The sequence below is a fragment of the Mesorhizobium sp. B2-3-5 genome, from assembly GCF_006442395.1.
In the GTDB taxonomy this organism is placed as follows: Bacteria; Pseudomonadota; Alphaproteobacteria; order Rhizobiales; family Rhizobiaceae; genus Mesorhizobium.
In genome coordinates, this window is record NZ_VFVX01000018.1 from 36499 (window position 1) to 58384 (window position 21886).

Annotated in this window: 21 protein-coding genes; 4 read left to right on the forward strand and 17 right to left on the reverse strand. The window is 63.3% G+C overall.

Annotated elements, in window-relative coordinates:
* Positions 1-155: 155 nt before the first annotated feature.
* Genes FJ958_RS20010 through cysG form a run of 4 tightly spaced genes read right to left on the reverse strand, consistent with a single transcriptional unit; the run spans position 156 to position 4347 of the window.
* Positions 156-920 carry a phosphoadenylyl-sulfate reductase gene (locus FJ958_RS20010; protein WP_140744907.1) on the reverse strand — a complete coding sequence of 255 codons (765 nt, stop codon included), beginning with the start codon at positions 918-920 and terminating at the stop codon, positions 156-158.
* Positions 895-2565 carry a nitrite/sulfite reductase gene (locus FJ958_RS20015; protein ID WP_140744908.1) on the reverse strand — a complete coding sequence of 557 codons (1671 nt, stop codon included), beginning with the start codon at positions 2563-2565 and terminating at the stop codon, positions 895-897. Before FJ958_RS20015 ends, FJ958_RS20010 begins: the two co-directional genes overlap by 26 nt.
* 46 nt (positions 2566-2611) lie before the next feature.
* A complete protein-coding gene (locus FJ958_RS20020; protein ID WP_140744909.1) occupies positions 2612-2905 on the reverse strand; it encodes a DUF2849 domain-containing protein in 294 nt (97 codons plus the stop codon).
* Positions 2902-4347, reverse strand: coding sequence for a siroheme synthase CysG (cysG, locus tag FJ958_RS20025; RefSeq protein WP_140744910.1), 1446 nt, complete (start codon positions 4345-4347; stop codon positions 2902-2904). The genes FJ958_RS20020 and cysG overlap by 4 nt, the downstream gene beginning before the upstream one ends.
* A 378-nt stretch (positions 4348-4725) precedes the next feature.
* On the opposite strand from cysG, the gene FJ958_RS20030 reads away from it, so the two are divergent.
* Together FJ958_RS20030 and FJ958_RS20035 are read left to right on the forward strand one after the other, a co-directional pair.
* Positions 4726-5175 (forward strand): host attachment protein, encoded by a 450-nt coding sequence (locus tag FJ958_RS20030; RefSeq protein WP_140744911.1) that lies wholly within the window; start codon positions 4726-4728, stop codon positions 5173-5175.
* 217 nt (positions 5176-5392) lie between these two features.
* A complete protein-coding gene (locus FJ958_RS20035) occupies positions 5393-7219 on the forward strand; it encodes a cation:proton antiporter (RefSeq protein ID WP_140744912.1) in 1827 nt (608 codons plus the stop codon).
* A gap of 164 nt (positions 7220-7383) precedes the next feature.
* Here FJ958_RS20035 and FJ958_RS20040 read toward each other — a convergent pair whose 3' ends face one another.
* From FJ958_RS20040 to FJ958_RS20085, 10 genes are all read right to left on the reverse strand, one after another.
* Positions 7384-8136, reverse strand: a complete 753-nt coding sequence (locus FJ958_RS20040) for an SDR family oxidoreductase (RefSeq protein WP_140744913.1) — start codon at positions 8134-8136, stop codon at positions 7384-7386.
* Positions 8137-8216: 80 nt separating this feature from the next.
* Positions 8217-10481 (reverse strand): transglycosylase domain-containing protein, encoded by a 2265-nt coding sequence (locus FJ958_RS20045; RefSeq protein ID WP_140744914.1) that lies wholly within the window; start codon positions 10479-10481, stop codon positions 8217-8219.
* A gap of 339 nt (positions 10482-10820) precedes the next feature.
* Positions 10821-11204 carry a hypothetical protein gene (locus tag FJ958_RS20050; protein ID WP_140744915.1) on the reverse strand — a complete coding sequence of 128 codons (384 nt, stop codon included), beginning with the start codon at positions 11202-11204 and terminating at the stop codon, positions 10821-10823.
* Between the two features lie 114 nt (positions 11205-11318).
* Complete coding sequence (locus tag FJ958_RS20055; RefSeq protein ID WP_140744916.1) at positions 11319-11609, reverse strand: hypothetical protein; 291 nt, start codon at positions 11607-11609, stop codon at positions 11319-11321.
* 158 nt (positions 11610-11767) lie between these two features.
* A complete protein-coding gene (locus tag FJ958_RS20060) occupies positions 11768-11989 on the reverse strand; it encodes an SGNH hydrolase domain-containing protein (protein WP_140744917.1) in 222 nt (73 codons plus the stop codon).
* Between the two features lie 129 nt (positions 11990-12118).
* Positions 12119-12265 (reverse strand): hypothetical protein, encoded by a 147-nt coding sequence (locus FJ958_RS20065; RefSeq protein ID WP_135914977.1) that lies wholly within the window; start codon positions 12263-12265, stop codon positions 12119-12121.
* A gap of 126 nt (positions 12266-12391) precedes the next feature.
* The gene (locus FJ958_RS20070) at positions 12392-12646 is read right to left on the reverse strand and encodes a GlsB/YeaQ/YmgE family stress response membrane protein (RefSeq protein ID WP_140744918.1); all 255 of its coding nucleotides are present in this window, start codon (positions 12644-12646) and stop codon (positions 12392-12394) included.
* A 110-nt stretch (positions 12647-12756) separates the two neighbouring features.
* Positions 12757-12960, reverse strand: a complete 204-nt coding sequence (locus tag FJ958_RS20075; protein WP_140744919.1) for a hypothetical protein — start codon at positions 12958-12960, stop codon at positions 12757-12759.
* A gap of 84 nt (positions 12961-13044) precedes the next feature.
* Entirely contained in the window at positions 13045-13665 is a 621-nt protein-coding gene (locus tag FJ958_RS20080; protein ID WP_140744920.1) for a ribonuclease D, read from the reverse strand.
* 79 nt (positions 13666-13744) lie between these two features.
* Positions 13745-15130, reverse strand: a complete 1386-nt coding sequence (locus FJ958_RS20085) for a M20/M25/M40 family metallo-hydrolase (RefSeq protein ID WP_140744921.1) — start codon at positions 15128-15130, stop codon at positions 13745-13747.
* Between the two features lie 421 nt (positions 15131-15551).
* Here FJ958_RS20085 and polA point away from each other — a divergent pair, with 421 nt between their 5' ends.
* Complete coding sequence (polA, locus tag FJ958_RS20090; protein WP_181176451.1) at positions 15552-18506, forward strand: DNA polymerase I; 2955 nt, start codon at positions 15552-15554, stop codon at positions 18504-18506.
* 198 nt (positions 18507-18704) lie between these two features.
* On the opposite strand, the gene FJ958_RS20095 is transcribed toward polA, so the two are convergent.
* The gene (locus FJ958_RS20095; protein WP_140744922.1) at positions 18705-19109 is read right to left on the reverse strand and encodes a Fur family transcriptional regulator; all 405 of its coding nucleotides are present in this window, start codon (positions 19107-19109) and stop codon (positions 18705-18707) included.
* A 240-nt stretch (positions 19110-19349) separates the two neighbouring features.
* On the opposite strand from FJ958_RS20095, the gene FJ958_RS20100 reads away from it, so the two are divergent.
* On the forward strand, positions 19350-19547 hold the full coding sequence (locus FJ958_RS20100; protein WP_181176452.1) for a hypothetical protein: 198 nt from the start codon (positions 19350-19352) through the stop codon (positions 19545-19547).
* Between the two features lie 10 nt (positions 19548-19557).
* Here the strand turns inward: FJ958_RS20100 and mgrA are convergent, their stop codons facing one another.
* A complete protein-coding gene (mgrA, locus tag FJ958_RS20105; protein ID WP_140744924.1) occupies positions 19558-20604 on the reverse strand; it encodes an L-glyceraldehyde 3-phosphate reductase in 1047 nt (348 codons plus the stop codon).
* 130 nt (positions 20605-20734) lie between these two features.
* Positions 20735-21880, reverse strand: a complete 1146-nt coding sequence (locus FJ958_RS20110; RefSeq protein ID WP_140744925.1) for a Gfo/Idh/MocA family oxidoreductase — start codon at positions 21878-21880, stop codon at positions 20735-20737.
* Positions 21881-21886: the final 6 nt, after the last annotated feature.

The window sequence follows — 21886 nt, forward strand, 5'->3', positions numbered from 1 at the left end:
ATTCGAAGAGCTCAAGGGTGTGTTGAAATTCAGGTCAGGCCACGTCGAAAACGGCTGCTTCCGAGGCCGGAGCGGAGCGTACTTGAAGTACGTGAGTACCGGAAGCGCAGGAAGCCGCCGTTTGCAGACCGGCCTCACCTGAATTGCAACATACCCTATAGTGATGCGTCGGTCAGCGACACTTCCAGCCCCGACAGGTGAATGCCGCATTCGGTCTTGGCATGACCGGCCCAGCGGCCGCTGCGCGCGTCTTCGCCCGGCTGCACCGGCTGCGTGCACGGGAAGCAGCCGATCGACAGATAGCCGTAGGCGACGAGCGGATTTTCGCGCAGCACATGCGCGCGCATGTAGTCCGCCTGATCCGATGTCGTCCAATGCGCCAGCGGATTGATGCGGATGCGCGGGCCGACCGCCTCAAACACCGGAAGTGCTGCCCGTGTCGAGGCCTGGAAGCGCTTGCGTCCGGTCAACCATGCGCGGAAGGGTGCGACCCCACGCGCCAGCGGCTCGACCTTGCGCACATTGCAGCAGGCATCGGTGTCGCTCTGGTGGAGATTGCCCGTCGGGTCGATCCGCTCAAGTGCGGCCTCCTCCGGCTTGATGACCTGGATGTTGGTCAGCCCGAAATCGGCGACGAGCGCGTCGCGGTAGCCGAGTGTCTCCTCGAAATGCTTGCCGGTGTCGAGGAAGATGACCGGTAGCGACCGGTCGATCTCGGCGATCATGTGCAGCAGCACGGCGGAATCGGCACCGAAAGACGACACGGCCGCGATTTCGTCGCGGAACAGTTCGCCGGCCGTGCGTTCGATGATCTCGAGCGGCTTCAGATGGCCGTAGAGCGCGTCGAGCCCCGCCGCCTTGGCGGCGACGCCGTCATCGACATCGGCTATACGGTCAAGCGGCCTTGGCTTCGCCAGCATAGAGCGCCTCCTTGAACGGCGCGGGACCGACACGGCGGTAGGCGTCGATGAATTTTTCCTGAGGGTCGGTCCGAAGGCCGAGATAGGTGTCGACGATCGTCTCGATGGCATCGGTGATCTCTTCGGACGAGAAGCCGCGCCCGATGATCTCGCCGACCGACGTGTTCTCGTCGGCGGAGCCGCCGAGCGTGACCTGATAGAGCTCGGAGCCCTTCTTCTCGACGCCGAGGATGCCGATATGGCCGACATGGTGATGGCCGCAGGCATTGATGCAGCCGGAAATCTTCAGCTTCAGTTCACCGATCTCGCGCTGCCGCTCCAGCGAGGCGAAGCGGCGCGAGATTTCCTGGGCGATCGGGATCGAGCGCGCCGTCGCCAGCGCGCAATAGTCGAGGCCCGGGCACGAGATGATGTCCGATATCAGGTTGGAATTGGCCGTCGCCAGGCCGATGTCGACAAGGGCGTCATAGATCGCCTTGAGGTCGGCGCGCGCCACATGCGGCAGGATCAGGTTCTGCTCATGGCTGACGCGAAGTTCGTCGAAGGCGTATTTTTCGGCGATGTCGGCCACCGCTTCCATCTGGCTGTCCGAGGCGTCGCCCGGCACGTCGCCAATGCCCTTGAGCGAAATCGTCACCGCCGCGTAGTCGGGATGGCGATGCGTCACCACATTCTGGTCGAGCCACTCCGAGAAACCCTTGGAATCGAGGCGGGCCAGCTTCACGGCCTCGTCGCCATCGGGCCGATCAACCAGCGCCGGCGGCGCGAAATACGCTTCGATGGCGCGGATGTCGGCGTCAGGCAGTTTAAGCTCGGCGTCCTTCAACTCCTGCCATTCGGCCTCGACTTGCCGGGTGATTTCCTCAACGCCGGTCTCATGGACGAGGATCTTGATGCGCGCCTTGTACTTGTTGTCGCGGCGGCCATAGAGATTGTAAACACGCAGGATCGCCGTGCAGTAGGACAGAAGGTCGGCTTCCGGCAGGAAGTCGCGGATCTTCCTCGCCACCATCGGCGTGCGGCCCTGGCCACCACCGATATAGACGGCGAAGCCGAGCTCACCGGCGGCGTTCTTCTTCAGATGCAGCCCGATATCATGCGTCTGGATGGCGGCACGGTCGCGCTCGGCACCCGTCACCGCGATCTTGAATTTTCTGGGCAGGAACGAGAATTCCGGATGCACCGACGACCATTGCCGCAGGATTTCCGCGTAGGGGCGCGGATCGGCGGCCTCATCGGCGGCGGCCCCGGCAAAATGGTCGGCGGTAACGTTGCGAATGCAATTGCCGCTGGTCTGGATGGCGTGCATCTCCACACTTGCCAGGTCGGCCAGGATCGCCGGAATGTCCGACAGCGCCGGCCAGTTGAACTGGATGTTCTGGCGTGTGGTGAAATGCCCGTAGCCCTTGTCGTATTTGCGGGCGATGTGGCCGAGCATGCGCAACTGCTTGCTGTTCAGCGTGCCATAGGGCACCGCGATGCGCAGCATATAGGCGTGCAGTTGCAGATAGACGCCGTTCATCAGCCTGAGCGGCCGGAACTGGTCCTCGGTGATCTCGCCGGACAGCCGGCGCTGGACCTGGTCGCTGAACTCGGCGACGCGGGCCTGGACAAAATCGTGGTCGAACTCATCGTAACGGTACATGCTTCGTCTTTCAGGGCGCGTCCGCCCGTTTCACTTGGTATTCCGGCTAGGCTGCCCGCTCGGCCTGCTTGCCGAGGTCGCCACGGATGGTCGGGCCCGCGGCGCGGATCTTCTCACGCAGCCGCACGGGCTCGACCACGCCGTCAACGACTTCCGCGTCGATCAGGTTGACGTCGACCACCTCGTTGGCGGCAAACGCCCTGGCGCCGATCGCCTCCAGGCGATCCTCGGCCGCCTTATCGTGGGCAGGGTCCGCCTGATCCACCGTCTCGGCCCAGCCGCCATCGGCGTACCACACGGCAATGCCATCGCCGAGACGATTGGCAGTCAAGATCTTCATGGCTGAACTCCTTCGGCAGCGACGGACGCACCTGCAACCCTGTGTGCCGCGAGCGGCTCTGATCGCTCGAAATTGGCACCGGCGACAGCGTCGCCGATAATGGTCATGACCGGGCCGGAAAGATCGGCCCGTGCTTCCAGCGACGGCAGATCGGCCAGCGTGCCGTGGAAACGGCGGCGGTTGGCAAGACTGGCATTCTCGACCACGGCGACCGCCGTATCCGGCGAAAGGCCGGCCTCGATCAGCCGGCCGGCAACCTCGGCCGCGACCGAGCGGCCCATATAGACGGCAACCGTGGCGCCGGAAATCGCGAGCTTGGCCCAGTCCGGCAGCGAATTGCCCTTGAGATCGTGGCCGGTGGTGAAAACCATCGACGAAGAGACACCGCGCAAGGTCAGCGGCAGCTCGAAATCGGCGGCGGCGGCAAAGGCCGCGGTGACACCCGGAACCACCTCATAGGCGATACCGGCATCACGCAGTGCCGCCATCTCCTCGCCGGCGCGGCCGAACACCAGCGGATCGCCCGACTTCAGCCGCACCACCCGCTTGCCCTGACGGCCAAGTTCCACCAGCAGCGCATTGATTTCGGCCTGGCTCTTGGTATGGCAGCCCTTGCGTTTTCCGACTGCCAGGCGCTCGGCATCGCGTCGGCCCATGGCGATAACCGCCTCCGGCACCAGCGCGTCATGGACGATGACATCGGCCTCCATCAGCAGGCGATGCGCCCGCAGCGTCAGCAGATCCTCGGCGCCCGGACCGGCGCCAACCAGCGCGATGTGCCCCGAAGCCGGCGCGTTCGACAGGAGCAGATCAGTCGCCGCCTCATACGCCCGCGAAAGCTCGCCAGCCTCGATGGCACGCGCCGGCGCACCGCCGAAGAAGTCGCTCCAGAACCGGCGACGAATATTGCCTTTGGGCAGTCTCTCGGCGGCGGTACGGAACGACGCAGCGAGCGCCGCCAGCCGACCGAACGACGGCGACAGCATGCGGTCGATGCGGCTGCGCAGCATCTGGGCAAGCACCGGGCCTGCCCCCTCGGTACCGATGGCGATGGCGACCGGCGCGCGATTGACCAGCGCAGGGGTGAAGAAATCGCAGAGCTCCGGCCGGTCGACGGCATTGACCGGAATACCCAGCCGGCGCGCATCCGCGGCGACGCGGCGGTCAAGCGTGTCATCGCCGCTGGCGGCAAACACCATGACCGCGCCGTCGAGCTGCGAGGCATCGTAAACTGCCGCGATATGGCTGGCACCGGACTGGGCGATGAAGGCAAGCAGATCCGGTTCGACATTTTGGGCGATGATGCGCAGGACCGCGCTCGACTGTTCGATCAGCCGCGCCTTGGCCAGGGCTTGCTCGCCGCCGCCAACAATGGCCACGGCTTCGCCTTCGACCCGCACGAAGACGGGAAAGGCGTTGAGCTTGGCATCGACCTGCGGCATGTGAAACGCAATCCGGGAACAGTATCGCGGTTTTACGCCCGGGCGCGAAAAACCAGAAGCAAACCACTCGCGCATCCTGTGATGGCAGGCAATCGCTTTTTCGCAACTGCGAAAGGCAGGAGAAAAATATTCCCATGCGGGTTCTGGGCGGGCCAAGTCGCAGGCGTGAACCTTGATTTCAGCTGCTTTTAGCCGCCGGCGCCTCGCCTGGCAAAACAGTTTTTCTAATTTCTACCAATTCGGTAGATTAAAGTAATCCGTTGACGAACCTGGCGTTCGGCGTTCACGGCACAGATTTTTGGTACGCCTTGGCGTTGGAACGTTGCCGGGCCGAAACGCGTTCCCGATATGTCAATTATTCAACAAGGAGCGCTTCCCATGAATACGATCAGACTGAAGCACGGCATCTGGGTTCTGGTGGCCGACGGCGAAAAAGCGCTCTTGCTCAAGAATGCCGGCGACAACAAATTTCCGAACCTTGAGGTCGTGCAGGTGATGGAACAGGAGAACCCGCCCACCCGTGAACAGGGAAGCGACAGTCCCGGCCGATACAATGACGGCCCGTCCGTGCACCGCAGTGCGGTCGAGGATACCGACTGGCACCGGATCGGCAAGGAGCGCTTCGCGGAAGAAATCGCGGCCCGGCTCTACAAGCTCGCCCATGACGGTGAGTTCGACAGCATCGTGCTCGTCGCCCCGCCGGTGGTGCTCGGCACCATGCGCAAGAAGCTGCACAAGGAGGTCGGAGACAAGGTTATGGCTGAAATTCCAAAGACCATGACCAACCACGCCATCCCTGAGATCGAGGCCCTGTTGCAGGTCGCCTGATGGAAGGCGACACACCCGGCCATCTAGGCGAGCATCTCGCGGACCTTACCTGACCGGCGGCTTTTCGGCTGCCGGTCAGGTAATTGTCGCCCCGCCATCGATTTTCGCGCCCTTGCGGGTTGCACCACCGTCACCCCTTCCACCATATTGCGAAACAGGCGACGGCTCCGGGCGGCGCATATCCGACATCGCTAGCTTGAAAGGCGCTCCATAGACAATGCCGCATGACACGCCCCTTATCGCCACCATCGTCGCCGGTCTGGGGCTGGCTTTCGTCTTCGGCGCTCTCGCCAACCGTTTCCGCATTCCGCCGCTGGTCGGCTATCTCGTAGCCGGTGTGCTGGTCGGGCCGAACACGCCCGGCTTCGTCGCCGATGCCAGCCTTGCCAATGAACTGGCCGAAATCGGCGTCATCCTGCTGATGTTCGGCGTCGGCTTGCATTTCTCGCTGAAGGACCTTTTGTCGGTCCGCGCCATCGCCGTGCCGGGCGCCATCGTTCAGATCGGCTTTGCCACGCTGCTCGGCATCGGTCTTGCCTGGATGCTCGGCTGGTCGATGGGCGCGGGTGTGGTGTTCGGCCTGGCGCTGTCGGTGGCCTCGACCGTGGTGCTGCTGCGTGCCTTGCAGGAGCGCCGCCTGATCGAGACCGAGCGCGGCCGCATCGCCGTCGGCTGGCTGATCGTCGAGGATCTGGCCATGGTGCTGGCGCTGGTGCTGCTGCCGGCGCTTGCCGGTGTGCTGGGTGGCCAGGAGCAGGCGGATGTGCATTCGAGCGGCCTGCTCTCGCTGCCGGCCAGCTACGGCATCTGGGGCGTCGTCGGCGTCACGCTGGCCAAGGTCGCCGCCTTCGTTGTCGTCATGCTGGTGGTCGGCCGCAGGGTCATCCCCTGGATCCTGCACTATGTCGCCCATACCGGGTCGCGCGAACTGTTCCGTCTCTCGGTGCTCGCAATCGCGCTCGGCGTCGCCTTCGGAGCGGCAAAACTGTTCGGCGTGTCGCTGGCGCTGGGCGCCTTCTTCGCTGGCATGATCATGAGCGAATCCGAGCTCAGCCACCGTGCGGCGGAAGAATCGCTGCCGCTGCGCGATGCCTTTTCGGTGCTGTTCTTCGTCTCCGTCGGCATGCTGTTCGATCCGCTCAGCCTGATCAGCAACGGACTGCCGATCCTGGCCACGCTCGCCATCATCGTTATCGGCAAGTCGCTGGCGGCGTTCGTCATCGTCGTCGCCTTCGGCTATCCCCTGGCCACGGCCTTGATGATTTCGGCCAGCCTTGCCCAGATCGGCGAATTCTCCTTCATCCTGGCGGAACTCGGCGTCGGGCTGAAACTGTTGCCCGAACAAGGGCGCGACCTGATCCTGGCCGGTGCGATCCTGTCGATCGTGCTCAATCCACTGATGTTCCTGGTCATCGACTGGATGAAGCCGTGGCTGGAGGCTCGTGCCGCCAGGACGGCAGCGCCGGCGGAAACAAAGCCGGTCGGTCCGGCGACCGAACCAGGCCAGGTGGCCTCGGTTGCCTCGACTTTTCAAAAGGAAGACGGCCCACCACCGAAGACTACACTCACCGGCCATGCCATCCTGATCGGCTACGGCCGCGTCGGCGGTCTCGTCGGCACCGCGCTGAAGGAAGCGGCCCTGCCCTTCCTCGTCATCGAGGACGCCGACAAGACACTGGCCAAGCTGAAAGCCGACAATATCGAGACCGTGGCCGGCAATGCCGCCAACGCCGAAGTGTTCGCGGCCGCCAATCCCGAAGGCGCCAGGCGGCTGATCCTCGCCATCCCCAACGCGTTCGAGGCCGGCCAGATCGTCCTGCGGGCGCGTGCCGCCAATCCCAACATCAACGTCGTCGCCCGCGCCCATTCCGATGCCGAGGTCGATCATCTCAAGGGGCTCGGCGCCGACACGGTGATCATGGGCGAGCGCGAGATCGCGCGTGGCATTGTCGAAGAGGTATTGGGCAACCATGCCGGGCAAAAGCCAGTTCGCGATGCCATGGCGGAAGGCGCAGGAGCCGCGCCTATTGCTTTACAATCGTGAGGCCGGCGTCGATCAGCTATGTTCGAAAGAGCCGATAATCTCAGCGATGCGATCCAGGATCTCGCCTGCCTGGCGAATGTTCAGACTTGCGTCCCATTCATAAATCAGCAGCGACCCAACTATATTTGTCTCCGCGAAACGCTCATATCCACGAGCCGGCTCGCTCACACGTGCTGGCCGCCATTGATGTGGATTTCCGAGCCGGTCACGTAGGACGCCTGCCCCGAGCACAGGAAGAAGATGATGTCGGCGACCTCGGCCGTGGTGCCGAGGCGCCTGAGCGGAATGGTCTCGACGATCTTGTCCGTGCCCGGCGACAGGATCGCGGTGTCGATCTCGCCCGGCGCGATGGCGTTGACGCGGATGCCGTGCGGGCCGAAATCATGCGCCATTTCGCGCGTCAGTGAGCCGAGGGCCGCCTTCGACGTGGCGTAGGCGGTGCCGGCAAACGGATGGACGCGGGTGCCGGCGATCGAGGTGACGTTGACGATTGATCCTTTCGCCGCCGCCAACTCCTTGAACAGGCCGCGCGCCAGCATGATCGGCGCGAAGAAATTCACCTGGAAAACGTCGCGCCAGACATGCATCGGCGTGTCGATCGAGTCCATGCGGCCGTTGCCGTCCTTGAGCTTCGGCGAAATGCCGGCGTTGTTGACCAAGGCGTGCAGCTGGCCGCCATGCGATTCCAGCCGATGGCGGATTTCCGAGACCGCGATGCCGACATCTTCCTGGTCGGCGAGGTCAACCTTGATGTGATCCTCGGGGCCGGCCGGCCACGGGCAATCCTCGGCAAAGGCCTGGCGCGAGCAGGTGATCACGCGCCAGCCCTCGCGCGAAAAACGCTTGACCGTGGCATGGCCGATGCCGCGGCTGGCGCCGGTCAGCACGATGGTTTTTCTGGTGTCGAGTTCAGCCATGTCGCGGTCTCCGGGCCGGAGATGTAGCCGAACGCCGCGGCGCTGGCGAGAGGCGGATTGACGCCGCTTGAATGAGAGCGTCAGCCGCCGCCCAGAATGTCGAGAATCGAGGTCTTCCGCTTCTTGAGCGGCCCGCCGACGCTGCCTGGCGGCACCGGATGCCCGACAGAGGCGGTGGCGCCGTCATCCGACGGCATGTTGAAGCCATCGGCATCGACGGTCTGGGCCGGCCGCGCGACACGGGACGGCGATGGCGGTTGCGCCGGCGCGGACGGCGCCTGCTGGCCAACGGATGCCGATGGAACCGGTGCCACCTGGTTGTTATCAGCCGAGGGTATGTCGTCGGGCACGATCGTGTCGGCCGGTGTCGATTTCCAGGTGCCGGGCAGCGGCCGCACCGGCACACCCTCATGCGCGGCGACCATGAATTCGTGCCAGGCCTGCGCCGGCAGCGCGCCGCCGGTGACCTTCTTCATCGCCGTGCCGTCATCATTGCCGAACCACACACCGGTGGTGAGATTGGCGGTGTAGCCGACGAACCAGGCATCGCGCGAATTCTGGCTAGTGCCGGTCTTGCCGGCCGACGGCCAGGCGAAAGCCGCTTTCTTCGCGGTGCCGATCTCGACGGTGCCGGTCATCATCGAATTCATCATGCCGACGATCTCGGGTTTCACCACACGTGGAGCACTGCCGCCACCGCTGTCATAGATCAGCTTGCCGTCCGCAGTCGTGATGCGGCGGATGAAATGAATGTCCGGCTTGTAGCCGCCATTGGCGAAAGGCACATAGGCCGAGGTCAACTCCAGCGGCGTCACTTCCGAGGTGCCGAGCGCGATCGATGTGTTGGCCTGCAGGTCGGACTGGATGCCCATGCGATGCGCGGCTTCCACCACCGCGTTCGGCCCGACTTCCATGGTCAGCTGCGCGGCAACCGAGTTCAGCGACTTGGCCAGCGCGGTCGCCAAAGTGACCTTGCCGAAGTACTTGCCGCCGTAATTGTCGGGCGTCCAGTTGCCGATCTTGATCGGCGCGTCGTTGCGCACGCTGTCGGGCGTCCGGCCAGCCTCAAGGGCCGCCATATAGACGAACGGCTTGAACGCCGAGCCTGGTTGGCGACGTGCCTCCGAGGCGCGGTCGAACTGGCTGGTCGAATAGTCGTAGCCGCCGACCATGGCGCGCACCGCACCGGAATCGTCGATCGACACGAGCGCGCCCTGGGTGACGTTGAGCTTCTTGCCGCTGTCGTCGATCAGCCGGCGGATCGACTTCTCGGCGAGCTTCTGCAGGTTCAGGTCGACGGTGCTGTCGATGACGATGTCGCCGCGCACGTCGCCGATCAGGTCGGGCAGCTCCTCCATGATGGTGTCGGCAACATAGTTTTCCGAGCCGGTCCAGTAGGATGGCGAGCGTGTCGCCGGAGCACTGAGCGCCGTCTTCAGTTCCTTCTCACTGATCTTGCCCTCCTCGCGCATGGCGGCGAGCACGAGCTGCGAGCGTTCCTCGGCGGCCTTCGGATCGCGCGCCGGCGACAGCCGCGACGGCGCCTTCAAGAGACCTGCAAGCAGGGCTGCTTCCGACAGGGTGACGTCGCGCGCGCTCTTGCCGAAATAGCGCCGCGAAGCCGCCTCGACGCCAAAGGCGCCGGAGCCGAAATAGACCCGGTTGAGGTACATTTCGAGGATCTGGTCCTTGGTGTGCTTGTGCTCCAGCCACAGCGCCAGCAACACTTCCTGCACCTTGCGTTCCAACGTACGGTCGGGCTTCAGGAACAGGTTTTTCGCCAATTGCTGCGTCAGCGTCGATCCGCCTTGCGAGAAATGCCTGCCGAGCAGGTTGGTCACCATGGCGCGCGACAGGCCAATCGGATCGACACCGAAATGCGAATAGAAGCGGCGGTCCTCGATGGCGATCACCGCCTCGGGGATATAGGGCGACATTTCGTGCAGGCCGACGGCTTCGCCGCCGCTCATGCCGCGATTGGCGAGCAACTGGCCATCGGCCGAGACGATCTTGATGTTGGGAGCGCGGTCGGGGATCGACCATGTCGTGGCCGCCGGCATCTTGGCGCCGTAGTAGATGACGACGCCCGCCACCGCGATGCCGCCCCAGATGGCGAGGACGAAGCACCAGTAGAACAGCCGGCCAAGCACGCCGAACAGGCCACGCCGGCTTCTGCCGCGTCCGCCGCGCGACGATTTCGCTTTCGACGATTTGCGTTTTGCGGAGGCTTTGCGGTTGCTCGGCACGACGCGGTCCTCCTCGCTCACCGAAAGACCGGCCGAGGACCGCGTCTGTGGCGGTCCCTCGAAGCTGGGTTCGATGCGGCTGTCTCTGCGGTTCGCCATGCGCTGCGCTGTCTGTTCCCGGTGCCTATGGCGCTTCGGTTGAAGAGTAGATGCGGCGATTTAAGGGCGGGTTAAGTCGGAAAAATTCAAAGCGATTGATAATCAAATGCTTGGCAGCCTGTCCATTTCCGGGATTGCGGATCAGGCGCCGGCAGGCGGTCGCGTCCGACGAGAGAGACCGATCAGAACCATTGGTCGGAACGCCAGTATCCGGCAGCGGACAAGCCTTTGATACGCAGTCACGCCATGGTCTCCGTCAGGGCGCGATCGCAGATCCGGCGTCGCATTCGACCGCGCCCCAATTCATTCCTCCCCAGATGATCACCTGGTGGATATGCGTCAACCAATCGCCGCACGGACAGAAAGCGCGGCCCTGGACGACTGCATCACCTCGCCGACATGGCAGTAGCAGACGATCTCATGCAGTTGGTGATCGGTCAGCTCGAAGAAGCGCTTGGCTTCGCCATAACTGTCGTCCTTCAGACCCTCGTCTTTCAAAATGGGGTCCGTAAAGGCAACCGATATCGGCGAGCCATCGCCTCGCATGACATTGCGCTCGGGCGGTGCACGGTATTCGGTTCCGGCAAGCGCCGTGAGCAGCCGGCTGGGCGCACGTTCGAGAAGTTCGGCCCAACGTACGAGACGCTGGGTTCGGCTCATTACCGGCTGTGTGATACTAATTTCGGCCACTGCATGCAGTTGGTCCAGTGTTTGGTGCTTCATGGCAACCTCCTGTTCGTTAGGTTGGCTGGCCCCAAACGCCCTATGCCGGCATCATAGCGCCGAAGCTTCGATCCGTCATTCTAATTCCATCTCGGGTCGGTCTCTCTTTCGGCATTACGCCGGTGCGATGGCGCTGCCTTGCCGGCGATTTTCAGCGCCATCGAATATCGAGAGCATCGAGAAGAAAGCCAGCGTCCGCTCTTCGCGTGTGATCGCCATCACGCTGTTCGACCGGTCGATGTCGAGGCCTTTCGGGCCGCCCTCCTCGGGATTGGCCTGCCACGCAGGAAGGTCTCCTCGTCGAGCACGGCGACCCGAGGAGAAGCGCAGGTCCTCGGTGCGGCCGATCGCCGAAAGCGCCGCCCGCGCTCCTTGGCTGGCTTTGAAGTCGATCCCGGCGATCATTCGCGACCCGCCCAAGAGATCGAACGATGGAAAGGGTCCAGAACTGTGCTGCTGCCCCGGCCCATGGGCGACTGCTTGCCCCCGCATTGATGGTGCTGACTAAGCCGATGGCACCATCGACGGTCAAGCGCGATGCAGGCATTCCTAGGTTTCAACGGCTAGAGACCCGCTGCCTTCGCCAGATAGGGCGCCAGTGCCAGCGCGTAGGTCGCCGTCATGTGGTGGTAGTCGCGCCAGACAATGATGTTGCCGACGACCGCAGCGCAGGTTTGCTTGCCGCACAAAGCATCGTTCATGTCGACGACCAGGACATCCGGCAATGGCCCGGCGGCGAGCGCAAAACGTTGCTGGCCTCCACTTCGCTTCGCACCGTCACGCATTTGTCGGGGTCGGCGGCCAGGCAATCGCCGGGATCGAACCTGACGAAGGGCGTGTTGCGGCTATCGGTCAAGGCTGCCCGCCATCTGGAAATCAAACGACAAGAGGGTCCCCCGAAACCGATCGCAGGCTCAGTTCTGCTGGATCGAAATGCCCTTGTCGTCGATCTTGAGTTCGACGCCTTTGGGCCTGGTCTGCTCGCGGTAGACATAAACGCCGAGCGCGATGACCACGACGATGAGCGCGCCAATGATGAGGTAGAGCGTATTCTGTTTCATGGCGTGCCCCCAGAGCAATTCCAGGAAAAGTGCGTAGCGGTTTTCCGTCCGGGATTGCATAAAAACAAAGATTAGAGCGGTTCAACGATTCTATCAGACGCTGAACCGCTCCAGTCGTCTCGAGCCTCAGGCTCGCTTGAGGACCCTGACCAGCACCAAAAGGATGATGGCGCCGATCATGGCATGGATGATCGAGGCGATGATGCCGCCGCCTATGGAGAAGCCGATCCGCGGGAACAGCCAGCCGGCGATGAATGCGCCGACGATGCCGACGATGATGTTGCCGATCAGGCCGAAGCCGAAACCCGACACGATGAGGCCAGCGAGCCAGCCGGCGATGGCACCAATGATGATGAAGACGAGAAGGCTTTCGACCCCCATAGCGATTTCCTCCGAGCAAGAGAGCGAGCGCGGAGCGGAAGGCTCCGAATCAGCCCCGATATCAACGACTTCAGGCTATTCGAAAGCAGCTGGCCTCGCCAGCGGTACGCTCACTGGTCGTCATCGTCGCTGGCTTTAGGCCGCCAGCTGGTCGGTTCGACCTTCTTTTGCGTGTGGCTGTCGGTATAGACCCACCAGCCGTCGTCGCGGTACTGCGCGATGGATTCGTTGATTACGCCGTCGCTGTCCTTCCAGGTGACGGTGACCTTGGAACCGTCGGTCGGCGCGGTCGATATCGGCTTACGGTCGGTCATGTCATCCCCTTTTCCAGCCGGCAGAACGCCACGGCCGGCATCTGGTTCCAAACCGCCGTCGGGCGCGGATCGTCGCCGGGGCCCTCAGCTATGGGCGAAGATATCCTCCTCGCCCCAGCCCATCAGGTCAAGCTTGGCGCGTGTCGGCAGGAAGCGGAAGCAGGCATCGGCCTCCTTTGTGCGCCCCTCGCGCGCCAGCCTTCCGGCCAGCACCTCACGCAACCGATGCAGGTAGAGCACGTCGGAAGCGGCATATTCGAGCTGTTCGGGCGACAGCGTTTCGGCCGCCCAGTCGGACGATTGCTGCGCCTTGGACAGGCCGACGCCGAGAAGCTCGAAGCAGATGTCCTTCAGCCCGTGCCGGTCGGTATAGGTGCGGGTCAGCCGCGAGGCGATCTTGGTGCAGAACACAGGCTCGGGCATCACCCCGAACGCATTGTAGAGCACGGCCAGGTCGAAGCGCCCGTAGTGGAACAGCTTGGTGATGTTGCGGCTCCTCAGCAGGCTGACGAGGTTCGGCGCCTTCTTCTGGCCCGGTGCGATCTGGATGACGTCGGCGGTGCCGTCGCCCGGCGATATCTGCACCACGCAGAGCCGATCGCGATGCGGGTTCAGCCCCAGCGTCTCGGTATCGATGGCCACCGCCCCGACATTGTAATGCGAAAGGTCGGGCAGGTCATTTTTGTGGAAACGGATATCGGCCATTGTCTTCTCCGGTCGCGGCGTTACCCGTCCTTGCCGCGATCCGGTGAAAAATCAACAAGAAAACTTGCTTTTCCGCGGCTCAGCGCGTCAGCGCGTCGAGAATGCGCGCCCAGGAACGCTGGCCCTTGTGGAAGGAACTGAGTTCGTATTTCTCGTTGGGCGAATGGATGCGGTCGTCGTCGAGGCCGAAGCCGACCAGCAGCGATTCCATGCCGAGATAGGTCTGGAAGTCGCCCACCACGGGGATCGAGCCGCCGCTGCCGGTCGTCACCGCCGGCTTCGGCCATTCATCCGACAGCGCGGTCTTGGCCTTCGCCAGGAACGGCGAGTCGTAGGAAAGCTGGATTGCCGGCGAACCGCCATGGGCGTGGAATTCGACCGAACAGTCGGCCGGAATGCGCTCCTTGACGAATTGCTGGAAGGCGGCGCGGATCTTCTTGGGATCCTGCTTGTGGACGAGGCGGAAGGACACTTTCGCCGATGCTACCGCCGCGATCACGGTCTTGAATCCCTTGCCGGTATAGCCACCGATGATGCCGTTGAACTCGGCAGTCGGCCGCGCCCAGGTCAGTTCCAGCACCGAACGTCCCTTTTCGCCCGATGGGATAGACAGGCCGACAGGCCCAAGGAAGGTCTCGGCCGTCTCGCCGAGCGTCTCCCATGATTTCAGCACCTGCGTCGGTGTCTCCTCGACGCCGTCGTAGAAACCCGGAATGGTGATGTGGCCATCCTTGTCGTGGATATCGGCCAGCACCTCGGCCAGGATGCGGATCGGGTTGGCCGCGGCCCCGCCATAGAGGCCCGAATGCAGGTCGCGGTCGGCGGCCTTTACCGTGATCTCCTCACCAACCAGCCCGCGCAGCCCAACGCAGATCGACGGCGTTTCGCTGTCCCACATACTGGTATCGCAGACCAGCGCGAAATCGGCCTTGAGTTCCTCGGCATTGGCTTCGAGGAAAGGCTTCAGCGAAGGCGAACCGGATTCCTCCTCACCCTCGAAGAGAATGGTGACGCGGCACGGCAAATTGCCATGCACCTGCTTCCAGGCGCGGCACGCCTCGACAAAGGTCATCAATTGGCCCTTGTCATCGGCCGAGCCGCGCCCGGTGATCACCTTGTGGTCGGGTCCGACCTCCTTGATATCAGGCGCGAACGGATCGTTTTCCCACAGTTCGATCGGATCGACCGGCTGCACATCGTAGTGGCCGTAGAACAGCACATGCGGCGCGCCGGCAGGCCCGTCATGATGCGCAACCACCATCGGATGGCCGGGCGTGTCGCGCACGCTGGCGTCGAAGCCGATCAGTTTGAGCTCCGCCACCAGCCATTCCGCCGCCTTGCGGCAGTCGGCGGCATAGGCCGGATCGGTGGAGATCGACTTGATTCTGAGCAGGCCGAACAGCCGTTCCAGGCTCTGGTCGAGATTTTGGTCGAGATGGTCGAGGACGGGGGAAACTGCGGACATTTGCGAAGCCTTTCGATTCAGTGCCGGAACCGTAAAGGCAGAGCGGCGAAACGAAAAGCCGGGACGATTGGACCACGACCCGATACGGTCGCCGCAAGGCAAAAAAATGCCGCCGTGGTGGAGGGGGAACCACGGCGGCCTTTTACTCGAAACGATGCGGCAGCCCGGAGAGGGGGGATAGGCTGCCGCAGTTGCCCGGGATAGGCGGGGGACGGGCCTTGCTCCGGACTTCGGCGAAAACTGCCGATGGCGTGTATTTGGGTCTGTGAACGTGGCGATTCAAGGGCACCAACGTTACACTTTTGTAACGTGCTCGTGAGCGGCCCGGTATAACCCCGATCCGTCAGGGTGTTGACGGAACCGATCCCTGGCGATGTCTTTGGCATGGACCAAGCCATCGCGCCGCGCTATCCCTGCCGGCATGAAAAAAGGCGATCATCTTTTCCTTGTCGACGGCTCCGGCTACATCTTCCGCGCGTATCACGCACTGCCGCCGCTGACCCGCAAGTCCGACGGCCTTCCGGTCGGTGCCGTTTCCGGTTTCTGCAATATGCTGTGGAAGCTGATGCAGGATGCCCGCAACACCGATGTGGGCATTGTACCGACGCATTTCGCGGTCATCTTCGACTATTCCTCGAAAACCTTCCGCAACGACCTCTACCCCGAATACAAGGCCAACCGTTCGGCCCCGCCGGAGGATCTGATCCCGCAATTCGGCCTGATCCGCCAGGCGACCAAGGCGTTCAACCTGCCTTGCATCGAGATGGAGGGCTTCGAGGCAGACGACCTGATCGCCACCTATTGCCGGCTGGCCTGCGAGGTCGGCGGCGACACCACCATCATCTCCTCCGACAAGGACCTGATGCAGCTGGTCGGCGCCACGGTCGGCATGTACGACCCGATGAAGGACCGCCAGATCGGCATCCCCGAGGTGATCGAGAAATGGGGCGTGCCGCCGGAAAAGATGGTCGACCTGCAAGCACTCACCGGCGACTCCGTCGACAATGTTCCGGGTGTGCCTGGCATCGGGCCGAAGACGGCAGCGCAGTTGCTGGAGCAGTTCGGCGACCTCGATGGGCTGCTAGCCCGCGCCGGCGAGATCAAGCAGGACAAGAGGCGCGAAACGATCATCGCCAACGCCGACAAAGCGCGCATTTCGCGCCAGCTGGTGACGCTGAAGAACGACGTGCCAGTGGCCGAGGGCCTGGACGATTTCGTGCTTCATGCCCCTGACGGGCCGAAGCTGATCGGCTTCCTCAAGACCATGGAATTCTCCTCGCTGACCCGCCGCGTGGCGGAAGCGACCGGCACCGAGGCCGGCGACGTCCAGGCCGTCGCGGTGACCGTCGAGCGCGCCGATGCCGCGCACGGGCCCGATGTGGGCGCGGGGGCACCGATCGTTGCCCGAAACGGGGCCGGGCCAGAGGCAGACGCAACTGCTACACCGACGACAGAGACGCCTAAGCAGGGGGACACCCCTTCCCTGCTCTCCGCGTTGCGGCTGGAGGGCGCGGCGACGCGCAAGATCGACACGTCGGCCTATCATTGCGTCCGCGATATCGCGACGCTGAAGGCCTGGATCGCCGAGGCGCGGGAGACCGGCATCGTCGCCTTCGACGCCAGGGCGACCTCGCCCGACCCGATGCAGGCCGAACTGATTGGCATGGCAATAGCCACGGCGCCCGGCCGCGCCGCCTACATCCCCTTCGCCCACAAGAGCGGCAACGGCGATCTGCTGGGCGGCGGCATGCTTGAGAACCAGATTGCTCTTCGCGAAGCGCTGGCGCTGCTGAAGCCGCTGCTCGAAGACAGGTCGGTCCTCAAGATCGCGCAGAACCTGAAATACGATCTGGTCATCATGAGCCGCTATGGCATCGATGTCGCGCCGTTCGACGACACCATGCTGATCTCCTACGTGCTTGACGCCGGCACCCCGCATGGTCACGGCATCGACGCGCTTGCCGAGAAATGGCTTGATCACTCACCCCTCCAGATCAAGGATGTGACCGGCTCCGGCAAGAGCTCGGTCGGTTTCGACCAGGTCGGCATCGACAAGGCGACCGCCCATGCCGCCGAGGACGCCGATGTGACGCTGCGGCTCTGGCTGGTGCTGAAGCCCCGGCTTGCGGCCAAGGGCCTGGTCTCGGTCTATGAGCGGCTGGAGCGGCCGCTGGTGCCTGTGCTGGCCCGCATGGAACAGCGCGGCATCTCCGTCGACCGGCAGATCCTATCGCGGCTGTCGGGCGAACTCGCACAAGGCGCTGCCCGGCTCGAAGAGGAAATCTACCAGCTCATCGGCGAGCGCATCAACATCGGCTCGCCCAAGCAGCTCGGCGACATCCTGTTCGGCCGCATGGGCCTGCCAGGCGGCTCGAAAACCAAGACTGGCCAGTGGTCGACTTCGGCACAGCTTCTGGAAGACCTTGCCGCCGAAGGCCACGAACTGCCGCGCAAGATCGTCGACTGGCGCCAGCTGACCAAGCTGAAATCGACCTACACCGACGCCCTGCCGGGCTTCATCCATCAGGACACCAAACGTGTCCACACCTCCTACGCGCTGGCCGCGACCACGACGGGCCGGCTGTCATCCTCCGAGCCCAACCTGCAGAACATCCCGGTGCGTACCGCCGAAGGCCGCAAGATCAGGACCGCCTTCATCGCCGACAAGGGCAACCGCCTGGTCTCGGCCGACTACAGCCAGATCGAACTGCGCGTGCTTGCCCATGTCGCCGAAATCCCGCAGCTGCGGCAGGCCTTCGCCGATGGGGCGGACATCCACGCCATCACCGCCTCGGAAATGTTCAACGTGCCGGTGGAGGGCATGCCCTCGGAAATCCGCCGCCGCGCCAAGGCGATCAATTTCGGCATCATCTACGGCATCTCGGCCTTTGGCCTCGCCAACCAGCTGTCGATCCCGCGCGAGGAAGCCAGCAACTATATCAAGAAGTACTTCGAGCGCTTCCCCGGCATCCGCGACTATATCGAGGAGACCAAGGCCTATGCCCGCGAGCACGGCTTCGTCGAGACGATCTTCGGCCGCCGCATCCATTATCCGGATATAAGGTCCTCGAACCCGTCGATCCGCGCGTTCAACGAGCGCGCCTCGATCAATGCCCGCCTGCAGGGCACCGCCGCCGACATCATCCGCCGCGCCATGGTGCGCATGGAGGAAGCGCTGGAGAAGGCAAGGCTGTCAGCCCGCATGCTCCTGCAAGTGCATGACGAACTGATCTTCGAGACGGTGGAGGCGGAGGTCGAGGCGACGATTCCCGTCGTGCGCCACGTCATGGAAAACGCGGCGATGCCCGCGGTGTCGATGTCGGTGCCGCTGCACGTCGATGCGCGAGCGGCGAATAATTGGGATGAGGCGCATTAAGCGAAAACTTCGTCATCCTCGGGCTTGACCCGAGGATCCATTCCGTGACCTCAGTTGAAAAACACGGCGGAGCAGAACTCGAGTTCTGCATCGTAGCGGATTCAGATTTCAGGTCGACTCGACCTGAAATCATCCGGCTCTAGGGTTTGCGCGCGTCGCTTCGCTCCTTGCTTCGCCCTAGTATGACGAAGCGAAGGCTTACGCCGCCTCGGCCCGACATTTGGCGCACGTCCCGCGGAATTCGATCACCGCCTTCTTGGCGGCGAAGCCGGTGGAACGCACCCATTCGTCCAGTCGGTGTCCGACATCATGGTCGGACATTTCGGTTACCTGCCCGCAGCTGTCGCAGATAGCGAAAGCGGTCATCGAATGGCTGTGGTCGTGCGGGTCGGCGCAGGCGACGAAGGAGTTGATGCTTTCCAGCCTGTGCACGAAACCTGATTTCACCAGCGTGTCGAGCGCGCGATAGACTTGAAGCGGCGCGCGGAAACCGCGTTCACGCAGTTGATCGAGCAAGGTGTAGGCGCTGAGCGGCCCGCTGGCGGTCTCGAGCTTTTCGAGCACGCACAACTGGTTCTTCGTCAGCACATCCCTTGCCGCCATGGTCCCGTTCCAACTTTCCCGCGCCATCCGCAGGCTGTTTGCCGGTGCAAACGGCCTGATCCCATTCAGATAGCGACGAACCGTCGTCTTTGCTACTCTTCTGTTGTTGTCCCGGTCGATCGATGACGCGACGGCACAAGGTGATGGCAGGATTGATGGCGAAGCGACATTCAAAATACTGACAGGGTCCTCGACGAGGTGGCCTCGCTTGGGAAATTCGATCGGGCTTCGGGAAGCGCTATGTTCAAATTGACACGTCGCACGCTGCTTGTCGGCACGTCCGCGCTGATGGCTGCGGGCACGGTTTCGTTCCGGGCGCTGGCAGCACCGCGCACCATGACTGACCCGTTGACCAGCAACATGACCAGGCCGAAGACGCCCTGGCCCGGCCTCTATCATGAACAAGGCCGGCGGGAGCGATCCGCCGGCTTTTGTTAGCCGGCTCCGGCTATTTCCTTGGCGGGCCGTTGCGTTCCGCGGAAGCCGCCCACAGATTGATGTCGGACTCGCGTGCGTAGCCATCGATCTCCGCCAGTTCGGCATCGCTGAAATCGAGCACCCTCAGCGCCCCGACGCAATCCTCGACCTGTTCCGGCCGGCTTGCGCCAATCAATGCCGACGTCACCTTGCCTCTGCGCAGCACCCAGGCCAGCGCCATCTGCGCCAGCGTCTGGCCGCGCCTGCCGGCGATGGCGTTGAGTGCCTCGATGTTGGCAATAGTGCGGTCGTTGATGAAGGCTGTCTTCAGCGACTTGCCCTGGGAAGCACGGCTGCCTTCAGGGATGCCGCCGAGATATTTGTCGGTCAACATGCCCTGGGCCAGCGGCGAGAACACGATGGAGCCGACGCCGAGCCCCTCGAGCGTATCGAGCAGGCCGTCTTCCTCGACCCAGCGGTTCAGCATCGAATAGCTCGGCTGGTGGATGACGCATGGCGTGCCGAGTTGCCTCAATATGTCGGCGGCTTCGCGGGTGCGCTGCGAATTGTAGGAAGAGATGCCGGCATAGAGCGCCTTGCCCGAACGCACCGCATGGTCGAGCGCGCCCATGGTTTCTTCCAGCGGCGTATCGGGATCGAAACGATGCGAATAGAAGATGTCGACATAATCCAGCCCCATCCGCCTCAAGCTCTGGTCGAGGCTGGCCAGCATGTATTTGCGCCCGCCCCATTCGCCATAGGGGCCGGCCCACATTTCGTAGCCGGCCTTGGTCGAGATGATCAACTCGTCGCGATGACAGGCGAAATCGGTGCGCAGGATCTCGCCGAAAGCGGTCTCGGCCGACCCGGGCGGCGGCCCGTAATTGTTGGCGAGGTCGAAATGGGTGATGCCGAGGTCGAAAGCCTTGCGGGCGATCGCCTGCTTGGTCCGGTGCGGCGTGTCGTCGCCGAAATTGTGCCACAGCCCCAGCGAGATCGCCGGCAGCTTGAGGCCGGACCGTCCGCAGCGGTTGTAGATCATTTTTTCGTAGCGGTTTTCGGCGGGTACGTAAGGCATGGGGAATCCTCGATCTGAAACGGACGGGCGCGGCAATTGCGAATGCAACGACCAGCCCTACGCCCACCCTTTAACCTCTCCCCGCGCAAACGGGGAGAGGGGCAGCCAAATTATCGATAATCTCCGCCGCCTATTTTTTCTTCTTGGCCAGCAGTTCCTTCGCCTCCTTCACGCCGAGTGCGGCCGGACGTTCGCAACTCGTCTGCATGGCGACGAATTTCCCGCTTTCGCCCGAGCGCAGGATGCCGGTCATGACATCGACGGCATGCAGCGCCAGTTCCATCGAACAGCGGTGCGGCCGTCCTTCGACGATCGCCAGCGCCATGTCGGCGAGACCCACGGTGCGGTAATTGGCCATCATCCCGTGGCCGTGCATTTCATTCGGCACGCCAAGCGGATGCTTCCACTTCGGCAATTTCTTGACCGGCTTGCCCTCTTCGGTGAAGCGCACGTCGCCGCCGAAGAAGTTCGGATCCGGCACGAATACCGTGCCCGCCTCGCCATAGAGTTCCATCGGCGCGTGGCCGTGAGCCCAGACGTCCCAGCTGGTGTTCAGCGTCACCACGGCGCCATTCTCGAATTCCAGCAATCCATGGATTGTGGTCGGCGTGTTGACCGGGATTTTTTCACCCGCGCGCGGTTTCGATGAAATCGTCCGTTCCTTGGCAGGGGTCGTCGCAAAGGCCGCCACCTGCTTCACCGGGCCGATCAGCTGGATCAGATTGGTGATATAGTACGGCCCGATATCGAGCACCGGCCCCGCGCCTGGCTGGAAGAAGAAGTCGGGATTCGGGTGCCAGTGCTCCATGCCGTGGCCCATGACATGGCAGGTGCCGCTGGTGATGTTGCCGAGCTTCCCCTCGTCGATCAGCTCGCGCACCAGCTGATGCGCGCCGCCGAGGAACGTGTCCGGCGCCGAGCCGATGCGCAGCCCCTTTTTACCGGCCCGTGCCTTGAGGTCCTGGCCCTCCTTGAGCGACAGCACGAAGGGCTTTTCGGAATAGACGTGCTTGCCGGCATCGAGCACCTGCTTCGACACCTCATAGTGCACCGCAGGTATCGTCAGGTTGACGATGATGTCTATGTCATCGGCCTTGAGCAGGTCCTCGACGGTCTCGGCGCGCAGCTTGAACTCCTTCGCCCGCGCCTTGGCCGCGTCCATGTTGATGTCGGCGCAAGCGCGCATCTCGATGCCGCGAAACAGCGGCGCCAGCGAAAAATACGCCTTCGAGATGTTGCCGCAGCCGATGACGCCGATACCCAGTTTCTTTGCCATGGTGAT

Coding starts and splice junctions, on each gene's coding strand:
- FJ958_RS20010 (WP_140744907.1), bottom strand. CDS start 920: ATGCTGGCGAAGCCAAGGCCGCTTGACCGTATAGCCGATGTCGATGAC.
- FJ958_RS20015 (WP_140744908.1), bottom strand. CDS start 2,565: ATGTACCGTTACGATGAGTTCGACCACGATTTTGTCCAGGCCCGCGTC.
- FJ958_RS20020 (WP_140744909.1), bottom strand. CDS start 2,905: ATGAAGATCTTGACTGCCAATCGTCTCGGCGATGGCATTGCCGTGTGG.
- cysG (WP_140744910.1), bottom strand. CDS start 4,347: ATGCCGCAGGTCGATGCCAAGCTCAACGCCTTTCCCGTCTTCGTGCGG.
- FJ958_RS20030 (WP_140744911.1), top strand. CDS start 4,726: ATGAATACGATCAGACTGAAGCACGGCATCTGGGTTCTGGTGGCCGAC.
- FJ958_RS20035 (WP_140744912.1), top strand. CDS start 5,393: ATGCCGCATGACACGCCCCTTATCGCCACCATCGTCGCCGGTCTGGGG.
- FJ958_RS20040 (WP_140744913.1), bottom strand. CDS start 8,136: ATGGCTGAACTCGACACCAGAAAAACCATCGTGCTGACCGGCGCCAGC.
- FJ958_RS20045 (WP_140744914.1), bottom strand. CDS start 10,481: ATGGCGAACCGCAGAGACAGCCGCATCGAACCCAGCTTCGAGGGACCG.
- FJ958_RS20050 (WP_140744915.1), bottom strand. CDS start 11,204: ATGAAGCACCAAACACTGGACCAACTGCATGCAGTGGCCGAAATTAGT.
- FJ958_RS20055 (WP_140744916.1), bottom strand. CDS start 11,609: ATGATCGCCGGGATCGACTTCAAAGCCAGCCAAGGAGCGCGGGCGGCG.
- FJ958_RS20060 (WP_140744917.1), bottom strand. CDS start 11,989: ATGCGTGACGGTGCGAAGCGAAGTGGAGGCCAGCAACGTTTTGCGCTC.
- FJ958_RS20065 (WP_135914977.1), bottom strand. CDS start 12,265: ATGAAACAGAATACGCTCTACCTCATCATTGGCGCGCTCATCGTCGTG.
- FJ958_RS20070 (WP_140744918.1), bottom strand. CDS start 12,646: ATGGGGGTCGAAAGCCTTCTCGTCTTCATCATCATTGGTGCCATCGCC.
- FJ958_RS20075 (WP_140744919.1), bottom strand. CDS start 12,960: ATGACCGACCGTAAGCCGATATCGACCGCGCCGACCGACGGTTCCAAG.
- FJ958_RS20080 (WP_140744920.1), bottom strand. CDS start 13,665: ATGGCCGATATCCGTTTCCACAAAAATGACCTGCCCGACCTTTCGCAT.
- FJ958_RS20085 (WP_140744921.1), bottom strand. CDS start 15,130: ATGTCCGCAGTTTCCCCCGTCCTCGACCATCTCGACCAAAATCTCGAC.
- polA (WP_181176451.1), top strand. CDS start 15,552: ATGAAAAAAGGCGATCATCTTTTCCTTGTCGACGGCTCCGGCTACATC.
- FJ958_RS20095 (WP_140744922.1), bottom strand. CDS start 19,109: ATGGCGGCAAGGGATGTGCTGACGAAGAACCAGTTGTGCGTGCTCGAA.
- FJ958_RS20100 (WP_181176452.1), top strand. CDS start 19,350: ATGTTCAAATTGACACGTCGCACGCTGCTTGTCGGCACGTCCGCGCTG.
- mgrA (WP_140744924.1), bottom strand. CDS start 20,604: ATGCCTTACGTACCCGCCGAAAACCGCTACGAAAAAATGATCTACAAC.
- FJ958_RS20110 (WP_140744925.1), bottom strand. CDS start 21,880: ATGGCAAAGAAACTGGGTATCGGCGTCATCGGCTGCGGCAACATCTCG.